Here is a 16,507-nt window from a genome sequence, read left to right on the forward strand (position 1 = left end):
GCAATCCTGCAAGGTTTACAAAACCTTGTAGGTATTTTTTTAATTTATTCAAAAGTATATTTTTCAGATAACTGCATTGCTTTTTGTTTATGACAAAATATAAAATTTTCTACAGTATCAAACAATTCAATCACTTCCTCTCTTTTCAAACTAGTCAGTTTATCACTCAAAATTGAAGCATACGAAGAAAATTTAAAAGTTTCAAAATCAACATCTAAATGATGCTTTGGATTTAGATGTATATAAATAATAAGATTTTTCAAATACTCTTCGTCATTCAGTTTTATCCTTCTAAAATGCTTTTCAAATAAGCTACCTGTTCTATTTTGTTCCTTGTTAAAAGCTTTAGCATAGGCATTAAAAAAATTAGATAATTTTTGCGTAACCACCTTTTCCTCTTCTTTTAGTTGAACAACCAAATGAAAATGGTTATCCATCAAACAATAGGAATATATACTTAAAACATTTTCAAAATACTTCTTCATTAATCTTAGAAAATAAGATTTGTTTCCATCGGTAATGAAAATAGTTTCCCCGTTATTTCCACGGTTATATATATGATAAAAACAATCCTTTTCTAAAACTTCTGATTTTAAATTTTCAGACCTACAAGGTTTTGAAAACCTTGCAGGATATATTTAACTATGATTTCCAGAATTTATATAAAAGTATAAAATTTATTTTTCATTTATTTCCAATACTTTTTGTCTTAGCAGCAATATATCTTTAATCTTTTCTAAAGTTGTATTTAGAGCTAAAGTAATTGGGAAATAATATTTTAATCTTTCCGAATTAACCATGATAAAATTATGTAACTGATTTTCATCTGTTGGTACTAAAGGATTGCTGATATAATTTCCCTATTGGATTTATATATTTAGAATCCTACAAGGTTTTGAAAACCTTGCAGGAAAACTGATTACTGATTATACTCCTTCACTGCTTCAATAAAAGCTTTCGCATGGTCCACAGGAATATTTGGCAAAATACCGTGTCCTAAATTTACAATATATTTATCTTTTCCGAATTCGTCAATCATTTCGTGTACCATTTTCTTGATGGTTGGTATTGGTGATAACAAACGAGATGGGTCGAAGTTTCCTTGTAACGTAATGTTGCCACCTGTTAAATAACGAGCATTAGTAGGTGAACACGTCCAATCCACTCCTAAAGCGGATGCTTTTGATTTTGACATTTCGTTCAACGCAAACCAACAGCCTTTTCCGAAAACAATAACTTCTGTTTCTTCAGCTAATGCTTCCACGATTTGGTTGATGTATTTCCAAGAGAATTCTTGGTAATCTACTGGTGATAACATACCGCCCCAAGAATCGAAAATTTGCACCGCATTCACCCCTGATTTTACTTTTTCTTTCAAGTATAAAATGGTCGTATCGGTAATTTTTTGCAATAAGCTATGTGCTGCAACAGGATTTGAGAAGCAGAAACCTTTAGCGGTATCAAAACTTTTAGACCCTTTTCCTTCTACAGCATAACAAAAGATGGTCCATGGAGAACCTGCAAAACCTATCAAAGGCACTTCGTCATTCAGCATTTCCTTAGTCAATTTGATGGCATCCATCACATAACCCAAGCTTTCTTCAATATTTGGGATAAAAACTTGTTCCACTTGCTCCATTGTACGAATAGGATGTGGAATAATAGGCCCTAAATTATCCTTTAATTCCACGTGAATTCCCATAGCTCTTGGAACTACTAGGATATCTGAAAATAGAATCGCCGCATCTGGTTTTACAATTCGGATAGGTTGAACCGTAATTTCAGCCGCTAATTCAGGGGTCTCACAACGCGTGAAAAAATCATATTTATCACGTAAGGCTCTGAATTCTGGTAAATATCTTCCTGCTTGACGCATCATCCATACCGGTGGACGTTCTACAGTTTCTCCTTTTAATGCTCTTAAGAATAGGTCGTTTTTAAGCCCCCTAGCCCCCAAAGGGGGAATATTGGTATCGTTCATATTTTACTTGTATTTTTAATAATTTATTTCTGTTCTCTACAAATTATTTAAGCATTGCCGTTCTGCCCTTTTGAGGCTTGGCAACCTAGATAATTTATAACTTGTACAATCACATTCTCCACGCTGGGTTGACTTGCGATGATGATTTTATTTGTTAGATGTTCCAAAGCTTTTGCGGTGGTTTGACCAATACAAAAACAAGTTTCATCTGTAATTTTATTATTTTTTAAAAAGCTTTTCACACCCGAGGGACTAAAAAACAAGAGTACATCGGCCTTACTCAATATGGTCAAGCTATTGGTGTGTGTTTCGTACACTTCCACCAACGTATGCTGTATCTTTTTTGTTTTCAAAAAATGGGGTATCGTATCCAATTTTTGCTTACCACAAAAGAAAATAAAACGATTAGCAAAATACTTGTCTTCAATACAACCTATCAATTCTTCCGCAGATAATGCCTGAGCAACAACAGTAAAACCATGTTCTACAAGCATTTTCTTAGTCTTTTCGCCTACACAAAGTACAGCTTTATCCTTTATTTCTTCTTGGATACAAAGTACTTGCTCCACCGCATTTTGACTTGAAAAAATCAACATATCATAGGAAGACGCCTCTACAGAAAAAGGCAAAGGTTCAATGCTAATAAAATCCGCATCTATCACCGCAAAACCAGCATTCAATAAATATTGTTTTTGATTGCTTTGCAACTTCTTAGTGGATAGCACGCGAATACTTGCTGACACTGTCTTACTTTTTTAATTGTGCTTTAATCTCCGCCATCAAAGTTGTTCCTCCGTTGGCTAATATTTCTTGAGCTAAAGTCATTCCTAACTTTTTCCATTCCGAAATAGGAAATGAACGCTCAATACCAATTTTTTGTTCACCATCAATAGAGAACAACGCACCTTTGAAATCAATTTCGTCGGTTTTTTCATTATACACTGCTAAAGCACCTATAGGAGCCGTACATCCACCTTCTAAAGTACGCAAAAACTGACGCTCGATATACGTACAAATTTCGGTTTCAATATGATTTAACTCTTGTAAAGCATCTAACGCAAATGAATCTTCCGCCATGGCTACCACCATCATAGCACCTTGCGCAGGCGCTGGAATCATCCAATCGAGAACCTCCCCAACCCCTCCAAAAGAAGGGCTTTTGATTTCGATTGATTTGGAATTATCTTTTGAAAATGATAACCTTTCTAATCCTGCTGCTGCAAAAATAGCCCCACCCCAATCGCTATCTTGTAGTTTTTGAAGTCGGGTATTAACGTTACCACGTAAATCAACCGTTTTATGTTGTGGGTATTTATTTAACCATTGCGCTTGACGGCGTAAACTTCCTGTAGCAATAGTACTTGCTTGTGCTAAAAAATTCAGATTGCCTTTATGAACCAAAATATCTGCTGTATTCGCTCTTTCCAAAACCGCCCCTTGAACGATACCCTGTGGTAAAGCTGTAGGCACATCCTTCATTGAATGCACGGCTATATCCACTTGCCCTGCAATCATAGCGACATCTAACGTTTTGGTAAAAATGCCCGTAATCCCAAGTTCATACAAAGGTTTATCAAGAATGATGTCTCCTTGTGATTTTACGGCTACAATCTCGGTTGCATACCCTAAATCGTTTAATTGTTTTTCAACAGTATGGGCTTGCCAAAGGGCTAACTCGCTATCACGGGTACCTATTTTTATTTTCCTTTTAACCATTTTTAATTTTCTATTAAAACCATTAAGAAATTAAGTCTCATTAAGTTCAATCACTTAAATCTGAAAAATACTCATTTACAAAAGGTTTTAAAGTTCTTGAAATATTTGTTGTGTTAAAATTAATTAATAATCCTTGTGGTTTTTTTAGTAACTTCATATAAGTCAAAAGTTGAGCTTCATGAACGGGTAAAATATTTTCAATCGCTTTTAATTCAACTACTACACAATCATTTACCAATAAATTAACACGTAATGTAGATTCTAATTCCAAATCAGAATATTCAATTTTAATCACAAGTTGCTGCTTAACCTCAAAACCATTTCGTTCTAATTCAAATTTCAAACATTGCTCATAAACACTTTCTAAAAGACCAGGACCTAATTCTTTGTGGACTTTGATTGCATATCCAACAATTTTATAAGACAAATTTGTAACTTCTTTTTTGGTCATATACTAAATGTATCTTAATCTCTTAATGGTTTATTTAGCAATACTAAAGTTGAAAAACACGCTGAATCCAATCCACACTTTCATCCACCGACGTATTTTCGTCTTTCAGATGATTTGCAAAATGGTTAGTGATTTTTTGAATGATTTTATTGCTTATCAATTCGACTTGTTCCTCATCAAAATGAGCTACTTTCTTTTTGTGGGCTTGCATTTCCTTTTCCTTGATAGCATTTAGTTTAGCTTTCAGTGCATGGATAGTAGGTGCATATTTACGTCCTTTCGTCCAAGTGATAAATTCTTCCGAAATCTCTTGAATGATGGCTTCAGCCTGAGGAATAAACTTTTTACGATTTTCTAAGGTTTCGTCCGTTATTTGCGATAAATGGTCCATGTGTACCAAGGTAACGCCTTCTAACTCCTGAACATTTTCATTTACGTTTTTAGGAATCGATAAATCCAAAATCAATAAAGGTTTCTTCAAATTCAGGATGGTTTTATCAACGGTTGGGTTTTGAGCTCCAGTCGCCACTACTAACACATCGGCTTTTTGAATTTCTTCTTGCAAATCGGCATAATCTTTTACGATTAAGTCCAATTTCTTAGCTAATTTTTCCGCCTTATCTTTGGTACGGTTGATTAAGGTGATATGGTCGTGTTTGCTGTGTTTTACTAAATTTTCACAAGTATTACGACCAATTTTCCCTGTACCGAACAACAAAATGTTTTTATCGGCAATATCAGGAACAGTTTTAAAAATATATTGTACCGAAGCAAAAGAAACAGAAGTAGCTCCAGACGAAATTTCCGTTTCATTCTTCACTCGCTTACTCGCTTGAATCACTGAATTCACCAAACGTTCCATATAAGCATTGGCTAAATCGTGTTCTTTAGATAAGATAAAAGCGTTTTTGATTTGAGAAATGATTTCAAAATCGCCAAGAATTTGACTATCTAAACCCGTTCCTACACGGAACAAATGGTTGATAGCTTCTTTGCTTTTGTATACATAAGCCACTTTTTGGAAATCCTCAACGGTTCCCTGACTATTTTCACAAAGTAATTTGATTAGTTGAAACGGATGTTGGGCAAAGCCATAAATTTCTGTTCGATTACAGGTTGAAGTCACAATCAAACTTTCGATGCCTTCTTTCTTAGCTTGTTGAATCAGCTGAATCTTAGAAGTATCATCCAAACTGAATTTCCCTCTCATCTCGGCATCTGCTTTCAAATAGCTTAACCCTATGGCATAAAACGAAGCAGGCTTGGTAGGTGTATTTTGCGTCATTAGAATCCTAATCAATTTAACCCTACAAAAATACATTAGACATCAACTATAAAAATAACGCTATAAGTGCAATTTGTGTCGCTATAAGTATTTTTGATACTAAAAATATCTTTCTAGCGATATTTCTAGTATTTTTGTAGTGAAATTGGGTCGTTCGGATGTTTTTACATAGAATCATTCTAAATAAAAAACTCCAAGAACTTCCTTTCAAAATAGAAAACAGCAGCTAAAAAGTAACGCTATGAGTTCAGCGGAGGAAATTAGAGTAGACGACGAATTTATCTTAATTCGTTTCCAAAATGATTCAGACGAAGAAATGCGCTATGAGCGTCCCGTAAAAACAGGATTAATACAATTTCACTTTGGATTAAAAGGAAAAGCGAAATTTAGTTTTAATCAAGGAAATTATGCCTTGGAATTGAAAGACGAAAAATCGTTACTTTTTTATAATCCCGAAAAAGAATTGCCATTACATCTTGATATTGCGCCAAAAACTTGGATAATCAGCATCTTAATTTCTATCAAAAAATTCCATGGTTTGTTTACCTCAGATGCCGCACATATTCCTTTTTTAAGTGAGCAAAATCGGGATAAAAAATACTACGGAGAAGAAAACATTACGCCTTCTATGGCTATTGTTTTAAACCAAATGTTTCATTACAACCTCAACCCTACTATTAAAAACCTCTATTACAAAGGAAAAGGTTATGAGCTTTTGAGTCTTTTTTTTAACAAAAATGAAGACCCAGATATTGAACAGTGCCCTTTTTTAGTAGATGAAGAAAATGTAAAAAAGCTAAAGAAAGCTAAGGAAATCATCATAGCCAACATGGCAGAACCTCCAACATTAGAAGCACTTTCTGACCAAGTGGGTTTGAATTTGAAAAAACTTAAAAGCGGTTTTAAACAAATTTATGGCGATACCGTATATGGTTTTCTATTTGACTATAAAATGGAACATGCCCGTAGCTTATTAGACAGTGGGTCGTATAATGTTAATGAAGTCGGATTAAAAATAGGTTACAGCACCGCAAGCCATTTCATTGCCGCTTTTAAAAAGAAATTTGGTACTACGCCTAAAAAATATTTGTTAGAAAAAAGTAATTAAAAAATAGATTGAAGGACCAAAAAACAATAAAGGTTTGAAAGATTGCCATATTGTCCTTAAATCTTAAAATCATTAAGTCAATAAGAAAAATGAAAGGAGTATTATTAGTAAACTTAGGTTCCCCTGAAAGTCCAGACCCAAAAGACGTTAAACCTTATTTAGATGAGTTTTTAATGGATAAATACGTCATCGATGTTCCGTATTTATTGCGAGCTTTTTTAGTTCGTGGGATTATTTTACGTAAAAGACCCGAGGAATCAGCACATGCTTATGGTAAAATTTGGACAAAAGAAGGTTCCCCTTTGGTGGTTATCTCTAAAAATGTTCAAAAGAAAGTTCAAACTCGTGTGGACTTACCCGTGGCGCTAGCCATGCGTTATGGTTCGATGACTATTCAAAAAGGATTACAAGAATTAAAAGATAAAGGGGTTACTGAAGTTTTATTGTTGCCTATGTATCCACAATATGCCATGGCATCAACTAAAACCATACTTGTTTTAGCCGAAGAGCTTCGCAAAAAGCATTTCCCTGAAATGAAATTTACCGTGATTAATTCGTTTTATAACAAAAAGGATTATATCCAAAACTTGGCGGATTCTATCAAAAAACACTTAGAAGGTTTTGAATACGACCATTTACTATTCTCGTACCATGGTATCCCAGAACGTCATATTAGAAAATCAGACGTAACGACTTCACATTGCAAAATCAACAGCAGTTGTTGTGTTACACCTTCGCCTGCACACGAGTTTTGCTACCGTCACCAGTGTTTTGAAACCACGCGTCAGGTTGTAGAATTATTAGGAATTCCAAAAGATAAATACAGCGAAACCTTTCAATCGCGCTTAGCGGGTGACAAATGGTTAGAGCCTTACACGGATATTGAAATTAACAACATGCCTGCCAAAGGGATAAAAAACTTAGCCGTAGTAACCCCAGCGTTCGTAGCAGATTGTTTAGAAACTCTAGAAGAAATTGCCATGCGTGCTGATGAAGATTTTAAAGCAAACGGAGGTGAAAACTTTAAAGCTATTCCTTGCTTGAATGAAGATGAAGCATGGATGGATACGATTGCAAATTGGATAAAGGATTGGGCAAACTAAATAATTTTAGGACTTAAATTTCAAAAAGTTTAAATACTTAATTTCTCATGACAGAAACAGACAAGCTTTTTCCTTTAGACAACCTACTTAATGAAATTGCTTTGTTAATCGAACAAAGTAAACACCAAGCTATTGTTCAAAGTAATAGTCTTTTAACACAACTCTTTTGGAGCGTTGGGACTAAAATAAACCATTCTATTTTAGAAAATAAAAGAGGGAATTATGGAAAACAAATTGTCGTTTCACTGTCACGAGAATTAACCAGGCAATACGGTAGAAATTTTGAGGAGAAGAATTTACGAAGAATGCTCCAATTTGCTGAACAGTTTTCAAATTATGAAATTGTCGTTACACTGTCACGACAATTAAGTTGGTCACATGTTTTATTACTATTACCGTTAAAAGAAAAGGAAGCAAAATATTTCTATATAAATCAAATAAGCACTCAAGGTTTAAGTGTAAGGGAATTGCGAAAACAAATTGCCACCAAAACTTTCGAGCGTATTTCTATTGCTAATATTCAAGCCAACACAGAAACTACAATCCCAAAAAACACATTCAAAGACCCATATTTATTAGATTTCCTTGACTTGGATAACTCTTATTTAGAAAAAGATTTAGAAAAAGCCATATTGATGGATTTAGAATCTTTCATTTTAGAATTAGGTAAAGGATTTGCTTTTATAGAGCGACAAAAAAGAATGATAATAGACAATGAGGATTTTTATCTAGATTTACTTTTTTATCATAGAAAATTAAAGCGATTGGTTGCTATTGAATTAAAGATTGGGAAATTTCAAGCGCAACACAAAGGTCAAATGGAACTTTACTTAAAATGGTTAGATAAAAACGAACGACAAGATGACGAAAATCCGCCTATAGGTTTAATCCTTTGCGCAGAAAGTAGTCGAGAACAAATAGAACTACTAGAAATGGGTAAAGACGGAATTATGGTTGCGGAGTATTGGACAGAATTACTTCCGAGACAACAGTTTGAAGCTAAAATTCACAATTTATTATCAGAAGCAAGAGAAAAAATAGAAATTAAAAAATTACTTTAAAATGTACGAATACCTGAAATCCCTACACCTCATCTTTGTCATCACATGGTTTGCAGGCTTGTTTTACATTGTCCGTCTGTTTGTTTATCATGCCGAAGCTAAAGACAAAACAGAACCAGAACAAAGCATCTTAATCAAACAATACCAGTTGATGCAATACCGTTTGTGGTATATCATCACATGGCCTAGTGCTATTTTAGCCAGTTTTTTTGCGTTTTGGATGTTACTTTTTACCGACGTGGGACAGGTATGGCTAACACAATCCTGGATGCATGTCAAATTAAGCTTTGTATTCTTGTTGTATTTGTACCATTTGAAATGCCATCAAATCTTTTTGCAATTGCAAAGAAATGAAGTAAAACATACCTCAGGATTTTTCCGACTTTGGAACGAAGGTGCCACCATCATTTTATTTGCCGTAGTATTTTTAGTCATCCTAAAAAATGCAGTAAATTGGATTTATGGGGTAGTGGGAATTATCCTTTTTTCCGTACTTTTAATGTTAGGATATAAATTTTACAAAAAAATACGCGAGAAAAACCAATGCTAAACGTCTTCTTTTGGGGTAAAAACCTTTCTTTGCGAACAAGGATTTTCTTTGCCATGCTATTAATCACCTTGATTTCCTCGGTCTTAATCGCATTGGTTTCTATACTCCATTTTCAATATGAAAGTCAGGAATATCACAAAGAGCGATTACTTCGTAAAGAGGAACAAATCAAACAACACATGGAATATGTGTTAGAAACCACGCCTCATCCATTAATCACAGGTAATTTAGAATCTATTTTTGAGAATAAAATTTTCGAAATTTCGGATATTCATAATTTAGAAATTGATATCTATGATCTGAATGGACGTCTTATAATTAACTCTAAAGGCAAACGAATAAAGGGACAAATTACAATAAATTTAGCAGATAATCTTTTACAACAACTGAAGAATTCAGAAAGCAAACGTCTAATAGGCGAAGGCGAATCAAGCGGTGACACCTATAACTTTTCTTATAGCTACTTGATGGATCATATAGAAAACAAACCCATTGGGATTTTACGATTACCTTACAAGCAAGACGATAGCTATTACAAGGAAGAAGTAGAAAATTTTTTAACCATTTTTGGTGCGGTTTATATCGGGATGTTCACATTAGCAATTTGGCTAGCTTTTTACCTTTCTAGGTACATCACTAAATCGCTTGAAACTATTTCACACCACATGGCTGAAACTAGTTTCACTGAAAAAAACAAAAAACTTGATTTAGTAACTCATAGTGCCGAAATTGACCAGTTGATTGGTTCTTATAATTTGATGATAGACGAATTAGAAGAAAGTGCCAACAAGCTAGCGCAAAGTGAACGTGAAAGTGCGTGGCGTGAAATGGCCAAACAGGTAGCTCACGAAATCAAAAATCCGCTTACTCCTATGCGATTGACGGTTCAGAGTTTTGAAATGCGTTTCAATCCTGAAGACCCAAATATAAAAACCAAAGTGGTTGATTTTTCAAAAACTTTGATACAACAAATTGACACCATGAGTGCGGTAGCAACAGCCTTTTCCAACTTTGCCTCGATGCCTGCCCAGCAAAACGAAACGCTTAATGTGGTGGATGTGGTTAAGTTGGCGCTCGATATTTTTAATGAAGATTATATAGAGTATTTCCCAAGTACTAAAGAAATCATTACAAAAATAGACCGTACCCAACTGATTCGGGTAATTACCAACTTGGTTAAAAATGCCATTCAAGCTATACCTGACGAACAAATGGATAAGAAAGTTTGGGTATCCGTAAAAAAGGAGCAAAACCAAACTATCATTAGTGTAAAAGATAACGGTAAGGGAATAGCTGAAGTGGATTTTGACCGCGTGTTTGAACCTAAATTTACCACTAAAACAAGCGGTATGGGACTAGGTTTAGCCATTATTAAAAACATTATTGAAAATTACCACGGAAACATTACATTTGAATCAAAATTAAATAAGGGAACTACTTTTAAAGTTATCCTTCCCATTATAAATCAATAACTATGGAATTAAAAAATATTTTAGTTGAACACGAAAAAGCAACGGCTACGATTACTATTAATCGTCCTGAAAAATTAAATGCTTTAAACAAAGAAACGATTCAGGAATTACATGATGTTTTAAGCTTGTTAGAAACTAACGAAAATGTAAGAACCATTATTATTACGGGTAGTGGAGAGAAAGCATTTGTTGCGGGAGCAGATATTTCAGAATTTGCGCATTTTTCAGAAAAACAAGGCGCTGAATTGGCTAGAAAAGGACAAGAGTTGCTTTTTGATTTCGTAGAAAACATGAAAACTCCTGTTATTGCTGCTGTTAATGGTTTTGCTCTAGGGGGCGGCTTAGAATTAGCAATGTCATGTCACTTCCGTATCGCTTCAGATAATGCTAAAATGGGTTTACCTGAAGTATCTTTAGGTGTCATTCCAGGTTATGGAGGCACACAGCGTTTAGCACAATTAGTAGGCAAAGGTCGCGCCATGGAAATGGTAATGACTGCGGGGATGATTGATGCGCAATCGGCAAAGGAATTTGGTTTAGTGAACCACGTAGTACCTCAAGCCGATTTGTTCGCTACCTACATGGGTATTGCTGATAAAATTCAACGCAATTCACCGGTGGCTATCGGAAAAGCGATTGAAGCGATTAATGCAAATTTTAAGGATGGTGTTAATGGTTTTGAAACTGAAATTGAAAATTTTGGCATCTGCTTTGGTACAGCTGATTTCAAAGAAGGAACCACAGCTTTCTTAGAAAAACGTAGACCCGTTTTTGAAGGAAAATAGTTTTTTTAGTGTTCAGTATTCGGTATTCAGTGTTCAGTTGATGAACACTGAATACCGAATACTGAACACTGATATTACTCCTCCTCCACACTGCTTTTTATGAATCGTCTCTTAATTATCTTACTAAGTTTTTTATCAATATCCTACTACTCACAGTTGCGCTTTGATAAAGAAAACAAATTAACCAGAAAACTTGTAGAGAAGTACAAAAGGCAAGAAGACCTTCCAGGAATATCACTTTCTATCTCTTATAACGACACCATTATCTTTTACAAAATTTTTTAAAAATTTCAATTGTATTTTTGTTTCCAACTAATAAATACTTTTCTCACAAATATAACAAATCCAGAAATTGTAGTATCCGTTATAAAAAAATATAACTTTTTACGATCGAATAACTGTGACAGAAATTACATTTTATAAAGTAATTTAAAACTTTTTACACCTTGATAAATGTTAATGTATAAAAAATTTAAATTCAAACTTTTGATCATTTTTGTAAAATAGTCAAAAGATGGCTTATTGACAATCAAGTATATTTTAGACGCAAAAAAATAAATATCAAGCATATATAAGCCAAAGAAATACATCCTAACTTACGTTTTATAAGTCGCAAGGAACATACATTTAAAATCTATTAATTTTGTGAAAGAAATAATATCAAAATTTAACACTTTACGTTTTTTTCCAAATAATCCCATCCAAAACATAATGGGTAAATTGAGGTACCATTAATAAAGGAACTAAAAAGAATTGCCATTTGGATGGAATGTCCAAAAAATCCCAATTGAAGTGCTCTTGCCAAACACTTAACTCCCATATTAATTCTTCTGCAAAAGCTAAGATTAACAATAATCCCAAATAGAAAGCAATGCCTTTCCAATGATTTATTTTCGGAATCCATTTTAGATGTTCTTCTTTTCTTTGGTTGATAAAAATTAATCCTATATAGGGTATTCCATGGCTGACTACATTGAGTGCAGTAAATGCAAAATCATTGTTGAAATATACGATTCCCATATACCACGAACTGTAGGTGCCTAAAACCAAAATCAATTTAGGGACATTAATGGTTTTAAATTTTATAGATGAATAAAAAATATAAAATAGATAGCTAATAAGAATACCCCAGTAAAGTATTGTTAATACGGCTAACCATTTTGGACTTTCAATTTGTATAAATTCATTTTCAACAAACCAATCAAAATGTCTTTTAGGTCCAAAAAACCAATAGCACATAGGAAAAATAGTCGCATTGTAAATGGTAAGATGTTCTATGAACGGTATGTTGTTTGTCTCTTTTCGTAAATAAAGCCTTAAAAAACCATACTGTTGTCTTATGAAATGAAACACAGCTATATAGGCTAAAACCGACCAAAATAGTTGATATCCCAAAGAGTACAAGAAAAAACTAATACAAAAGCAAAGTAGGGGAATATACGTCAATTCTTTTTTTAAACGGTTACGTTCATTGGGATTGAAATAGGTTTTAAATAAGGTTGCGTATACGTGTGCTACATCAATACATACAATAAAGAACAGCCAAATCCAAAACGAGTAATGGGTTTCTAAATAAGAAATTTTAGATTGGAATGCAAAGAGAGCCAAAAGCACAACAAATGGCGGTGACAACAAGAATATAGTATCAAAAAGTGAATTATGAAGCCAGTACTTTTTCATGAGTATTCTATTTGATTAGCAGCAGTTATCCCTTGATGGAATGCCTCTTCAAAAATGGATAAGCCAGATAAATCGGAATGTGCAAAAAAGATTTTGTTTTGAATGTTTTCCCGTGCCATGTTAATTGCGTGACCTGTTATGAAATTAGGTTTAGGACTAATCATACCGTGACCTAGTCGATAGATTGCTATGTGTTCAATGCTTGCTTCAATGTACGGATGCGCAATGGATAAATCTTCTATAATTATTTTTTTTAAAGCGTCTTCAGATAGTTTGTACAGCCTTCTTCGGCTTAATTTAGTGTTCTCGTCTGAAAAACTATAATAATACGTAATTACTTTTTTGTCATGAATTTGTGTTATTTCTTGATGTTGATTGTACACATAACCAAGTCCTTTTGATTTATAAATAACATTGTCCCAACATAACGGAAATGTGTCATTATAAAATGCATCTTTCAGAACAATTGTGGCGGTAAACCAAGGAGCATATTCAAAGTGAGAAGCTAATTCTTTTCGTCCTTCAATCAAATATTGATTAACAAATTGAGGGGTGGCACAAATGACTTTTTGGGCTTTATAACGTATTGAGGTTTTTTGAACTTCATCAAATACCAAAACTTCAACGCTATTGTCTTTACATTTAACATCGTAAGCTAAATGTTGCTTAACAAGATAAGGAGATAGGCTTTTTCTTAAATGTTTCAATAAACGCCCATTACCTTCTGGCCATGTTAAAACAGCATCCGATTGATACGCATGATTTTTTCTAGCACAAAAATAAAACAAGCCTGCCCAAGCAGAAATAGCTTCAATACCCAATCCAAAATCATCACGACAACAATAATCTACATAGGCTAATAATTCTTCTGAATAGAATTGGTTCTTTTTTAACCAAAATGCCATAGTTTGATTGTCTAAGTACTTGTATTTTGGGTTTTGTGAAACATTCTTGATAGGAATGTCAAAATAATATTTCCCTAAATTATCTTTCTCCTCGCGTAACTCTTTTACACGAGCAAAAAAACGATGAAACTCTTTTTCAGCATCGTCAGAAATACCATACTTAGGAATCAAATCTTCTTGCCAAGTATTATGGATAAACAATCTTTCTTTAGGGTCAGCACACAATTGTTCTTCATCAAACACAGCTAAGCCATTTTCATAATGCGTAATGATTTTAGCTTCTTCCAAAAAGGCTAAAAGCTCCCTGTCTTCAGGATTTGGTAACGGCAAATAATGGGCACCTAATGGGTATTGTGAATAGGAATTTGAACCATAACCTGAATTGCCACCTATGCGTTGTTCCATTTCGAGTATTTGAAAATCACGAATTCCACGTTGTAGTAAACGTCTTCCCGCTGACAATCCAGCAATGCCCCCACCAATAATAAGTATAGGAATTTCAACAGTCTTGGAAGGTTTTGGGAAATCTTTACTCCATAATCGATGCCCCAAAACTGCATTGGCTCCTGTTAATTTGAAAATAATTTGTATCGTTTTCTCTTTGCAAGCCGTTAACAAAGCAGGAAATTGTGTTAGCAGTAAACCTGCAAATCCTAATTTTAGAAAATTACGTCTTTGCATATTCTTATAATTTACCCCATTCTTCATCAAAATAGCGTACAAGAATTTGATTGTCTAATCGATTAATTTCTAAATTTTGAGCTTGCATATCCTTTGAAAAATAATTTAGCTTTGAGAAGTCATGTTGATAAAATCGTAAATCTTGAAGTTTTCTTCTGACTTGTTTGAAATTGACTTTGTCTAAGGACGCAATGGAATACCCCCATTCGCCAAAAGAAGGTACATATACATGATAGGCATCAGTATTATGAAAACTACTTTGCAAGGTTTTGTTGATACACCAAAATGATTTAGGTGCAAAATAGGGTGAAGTTGTTTGAACCACAACAACAGTTTCTGGGGTACAAGTATGTTTTAAATAATCATAAAATTTTTTAGAGTACAATTTGCCTAAACTGTAATTTGATGGGTCAGGAAAATCGATAATGATTACATCATATTTGATTTTGCTAGCTTTTACCCATAAAAAAGCATCCTGATTGTATACCTTAACTTTTGAATTAGAAAAAGAACTTTTATTAAAGTTTTTCAAAATGGGGTTGGTGGTAAACATGGAGGTCATTTTTTCATCCAAATCCACTAAAGTAATTTCTTTGACGTCTTTGTATTTTAAAATTTCACGTACTGCCAAGCCATCGCCACCACCTAAAACAAGTACTTTGTTAATGTTTTGAGCACATTCCATAGCTGGATGTACTAAGGCTTCATGATATCGGTACTCATCTGTGGAACAGAACTGCAAATTGTTATTCAAAAATAATTTGTAGTCGTTTTTTGTATGCGTTAATACGATGCGTTGATAAGGCGTCGTATGTGCAAAAACCACATTTTCTCCATATAACTTTTCTTCCGAGAACGATAGTATACGCTCTGAAAATAAGAAAACTACAAGTAAAAGCAGAAAAGAAAAAATGGCTTTTGCTTTAAGCCAATATGAGTTGCGAACTTCTTTTGCGAGTACAAAAGCCAGTAAAATGGCGATTGAAACGTTTATCATGCCAAAAAACAAAGAGGTTCGCATAACGCCCAATTTTGGAATTAAAACTAGTGGAAAAAGCACTGAAGCCAGTAGAGCTCCTATATAATCAAAAGTGAATACATTAGAAACCAAATTGCTAAATTCAACGCGGTCTTTTAAAATATTCATTAGTAATGGAATTTCTAAACCTACTAAACAGCCCGTAGTAAATACTAATAAATATAAAATAAATTGAAAATAGTCTACTTGTTCGAATAAGACGAACAATAAAACAGAACTTAATCCACCAATGACACCCACTAAAATTTCAATTTCAATGAAAACATTGAGCTGATTTTTTTTTATAAATTTTGAAAAATAAGAACCTATCCCCATAGAAAAGAGATAGACGCCTATTATAAAAGAGAACTGTTTGACCGAATCTCCTAAAAGATAACTGGCTAAAGTTCCTGCCACCAATTCATAAATGAGCCCGCAGGTGGCAATAATGAAAACGGCTGTTAATAATAAAAATTCAAATTTAAGGAGATTTTTACCCATGTATTGCCGCACTGATGATTAAGGAAATTCCAATGATAAGTGCTGCGAAAACAATTGCCAATGCCATGTTTTTATTATGCACTATTTCTTTCCAGGTGTTTTCGGGTGTTATTTTTTCTATGATAAGATAGCCTAATATCAATATGATTACGCCAACAAAAGAAAAAAGAATAGAATTTACGATTGGTTGTAATTGAATAAGTTCCATAG

16 protein-coding genes are annotated in these 16,507 nt (G+C 33.8%); 6 read left to right on the top strand and 10 right to left on the bottom strand.

Features of this window, described 5'->3' with window-relative positions; genetic code table 11:
• Positions 1-44 precede the first annotated feature (44 nt).
• The 6 genes from ACQY29_RS02945 to hemA all read right to left on the bottom strand — a co-directional run bounded on the left by ACQY29_RS02945 (position 45) and on the right by hemA (position 5,433).
• Positions 45-638 carry a transposase gene (locus ACQY29_RS02945; RefSeq protein ID WP_428225860.1) on the bottom strand — a complete coding sequence of 198 codons (594 nt, stop codon included), beginning with the start codon at positions 636-638 and terminating at the stop codon, positions 45-47.
• A gap of 281 nt (positions 639-919) precedes the next feature.
• Entirely contained in the window at positions 920-1,981 is a 1,062-nt protein-coding gene (hemE, locus tag ACQY29_RS02950; RefSeq protein WP_428223768.1) for a uroporphyrinogen decarboxylase, read from the bottom strand.
• 47 nt (positions 1,982-2,028) lie between these two features.
• Complete coding sequence (locus tag ACQY29_RS02955) at positions 2,029-2,724, bottom strand: uroporphyrinogen-III synthase (protein WP_428223769.1); 696 nt, start codon at positions 2,722-2,724, stop codon at positions 2,029-2,031.
• Between the two features lie 4 nt (positions 2,725-2,728).
• Positions 2,729-3,697: a hydroxymethylbilane synthase gene (gene hemC / locus ACQY29_RS02960; RefSeq protein WP_428223770.1), complete on the bottom strand. Its 969-nt coding sequence runs from the start codon at positions 3,695-3,697 to the stop codon at positions 2,729-2,731.
• Positions 3,698-3,743: 46 nt separating this feature from the next.
• The gene (locus ACQY29_RS02965; protein ID WP_428223771.1) at positions 3,744-4,148 is read right to left on the bottom strand and encodes a GxxExxY protein; all 405 of its coding nucleotides are present in this window, start codon (positions 4,146-4,148) and stop codon (positions 3,744-3,746) included.
• A 43-nt stretch (positions 4,149-4,191) separates the two neighbouring features.
• Positions 4,192-5,433, bottom strand: coding sequence for a glutamyl-tRNA reductase (gene hemA / locus ACQY29_RS02970; protein WP_428223772.1), 1,242 nt, complete (start codon positions 5,431-5,433; stop codon positions 4,192-4,194).
• A 241-nt stretch (positions 5,434-5,674) separates the two neighbouring features.
• Between hemA and ACQY29_RS02975 the strand changes: the two genes are divergently transcribed.
• The 6 genes from ACQY29_RS02975 (at position 5,675) to ACQY29_RS03000 (ending at position 11,512) form a co-directional block, all read left to right on the top strand.
• Positions 5,675-6,541 (top strand): helix-turn-helix transcriptional regulator, encoded by an 867-nt coding sequence (locus ACQY29_RS02975; RefSeq protein WP_428223773.1) that lies wholly within the window; start codon positions 5,675-5,677, stop codon positions 6,539-6,541.
• Between the two features lie 89 nt (positions 6,542-6,630).
• The gene (hemH, locus tag ACQY29_RS02980) at positions 6,631-7,644 is read left to right on the top strand and encodes a ferrochelatase (protein ID WP_428223774.1); all 1,014 of its coding nucleotides are present in this window, start codon (positions 6,631-6,633) and stop codon (positions 7,642-7,644) included.
• A 47-nt stretch (positions 7,645-7,691) separates the two neighbouring features.
• Positions 7,692-8,705 (top strand): PDDEXK nuclease domain-containing protein, encoded by a 1,014-nt coding sequence (locus tag ACQY29_RS02985; RefSeq protein WP_428223775.1) that lies wholly within the window; start codon positions 7,692-7,694, stop codon positions 8,703-8,705.
• A gap of 1 nt (position 8,706) precedes the next feature.
• A complete protein-coding gene (locus ACQY29_RS02990) occupies positions 8,707-9,255 on the top strand; it encodes a CopD family protein (RefSeq protein WP_428223776.1) in 549 nt (182 codons plus the stop codon).
• A gap of 53 nt (positions 9,256-9,308) precedes the next feature.
• Entirely contained in the window at positions 9,309-10,727 is a 1,419-nt protein-coding gene (locus ACQY29_RS02995; protein WP_428225861.1) for an ATP-binding protein, read from the top strand.
• Between the two features lie 2 nt (positions 10,728-10,729).
• Positions 10,730-11,512, top strand: coding sequence for an enoyl-CoA hydratase/isomerase family protein (locus tag ACQY29_RS03000; RefSeq protein ID WP_428223777.1), 783 nt, complete (start codon positions 10,730-10,732; stop codon positions 11,510-11,512).
• A gap of 675 nt (positions 11,513-12,187) precedes the next feature.
• Here the strand turns inward: ACQY29_RS03000 and ACQY29_RS03005 are convergent.
• The 4 genes from ACQY29_RS03005 to ACQY29_RS03020 are packed head-to-tail and all read right to left on the bottom strand — an operon-like array spanning position 12,188 to position 16,505.
• Positions 12,188-13,192 (bottom strand): hypothetical protein, encoded by a 1,005-nt coding sequence (locus tag ACQY29_RS03005; RefSeq protein ID WP_428223778.1) that lies wholly within the window; start codon positions 13,190-13,192, stop codon positions 12,188-12,190.
• Positions 13,189-14,778: an FAD-dependent oxidoreductase gene (locus ACQY29_RS03010; protein WP_428223779.1), complete on the bottom strand. Its 1,590-nt coding sequence runs from the start codon at positions 14,776-14,778 to the stop codon at positions 13,189-13,191. The genes ACQY29_RS03005 and ACQY29_RS03010 overlap by 4 nt, the downstream gene beginning before the upstream one ends.
• Positions 14,779-14,782: 4 nt before the next feature.
• A complete protein-coding gene (locus tag ACQY29_RS03015; RefSeq protein ID WP_428223780.1) occupies positions 14,783-16,297 on the bottom strand; it encodes a polyamine aminopropyltransferase in 1,515 nt (504 codons plus the stop codon).
• Positions 16,290-16,505 (bottom strand): DUF350 domain-containing protein, encoded by a 216-nt coding sequence (locus ACQY29_RS03020; RefSeq protein WP_428223781.1) that lies wholly within the window; start codon positions 16,503-16,505, stop codon positions 16,290-16,292. The genes ACQY29_RS03015 and ACQY29_RS03020 overlap by 8 nt, the downstream gene beginning before the upstream one ends.
• Positions 16,506-16,507 lie beyond the last annotated feature (2 nt).

The sequence above is a fragment of the Flavobacterium sp. genome (assembly GCF_965262375.1).
Taxonomy (GTDB): Bacteria; Bacteroidota; Bacteroidia; order Flavobacteriales; family Flavobacteriaceae; genus Flavobacterium.

What these genes read in the sequence shown, in the direction of transcription:
- ACQY29_RS03015 (WP_428223780.1), bottom strand. Translation starts at nt 16,297, where the DNA reads ATGGGTAAAAATCTCCTTAAATTTGAATTTTTATTATTAACAGCCGTT.
- hemE (WP_428223768.1), bottom strand. Translation starts at nt 1,981, where the DNA reads ATGAACGATACCAATATTCCCCCTTTGGGGGCTAGGGGGCTTAAAAAC.
- ACQY29_RS02975 (WP_428223773.1), top strand. Translation starts at nt 5,675, where the DNA reads ATGAGTTCAGCGGAGGAAATTAGAGTAGACGACGAATTTATCTTAATT.
- hemA (WP_428223772.1), bottom strand. Translation starts at nt 5,433, where the DNA reads ATGACGCAAAATACACCTACCAAGCCTGCTTCGTTTTATGCCATAGGG.
- ACQY29_RS02965 (WP_428223771.1), bottom strand. Translation starts at nt 4,148, where the DNA reads ATGACCAAAAAAGAAGTTACAAATTTGTCTTATAAAATTGTTGGATAT.
- ACQY29_RS03005 (WP_428223778.1), bottom strand. Translation starts at nt 13,192, where the DNA reads ATGAAAAAGTACTGGCTTCATAATTCACTTTTTGATACTATATTCTTG.
- ACQY29_RS02990 (WP_428223776.1), top strand. Translation starts at nt 8,707, where the DNA reads ATGTACGAATACCTGAAATCCCTACACCTCATCTTTGTCATCACATGG.
- hemC (WP_428223770.1), bottom strand. Translation starts at nt 3,697, where the DNA reads ATGGTTAAAAGGAAAATAAAAATAGGTACCCGTGATAGCGAGTTAGCC.
- ACQY29_RS03010 (WP_428223779.1), bottom strand. Translation starts at nt 14,778, where the DNA reads ATGCAAAGACGTAATTTTCTAAAATTAGGATTTGCAGGTTTACTGCTA.
- hemH (WP_428223774.1), top strand. Translation starts at nt 6,631, where the DNA reads ATGAAAGGAGTATTATTAGTAAACTTAGGTTCCCCTGAAAGTCCAGAC.
- ACQY29_RS02995 (WP_428225861.1), top strand. Translation starts at nt 9,309, where the DNA reads ATGCTATTAATCACCTTGATTTCCTCGGTCTTAATCGCATTGGTTTCT.
- ACQY29_RS02985 (WP_428223775.1), top strand. Translation starts at nt 7,692, where the DNA reads ATGACAGAAACAGACAAGCTTTTTCCTTTAGACAACCTACTTAATGAA.
- ACQY29_RS03020 (WP_428223781.1), bottom strand. Translation starts at nt 16,505, where the DNA reads ATGGAACTTATTCAATTACAACCAATCGTAAATTCTATTCTTTTTTCT.
- ACQY29_RS03000 (WP_428223777.1), top strand. Translation starts at nt 10,730, where the DNA reads ATGGAATTAAAAAATATTTTAGTTGAACACGAAAAAGCAACGGCTACG.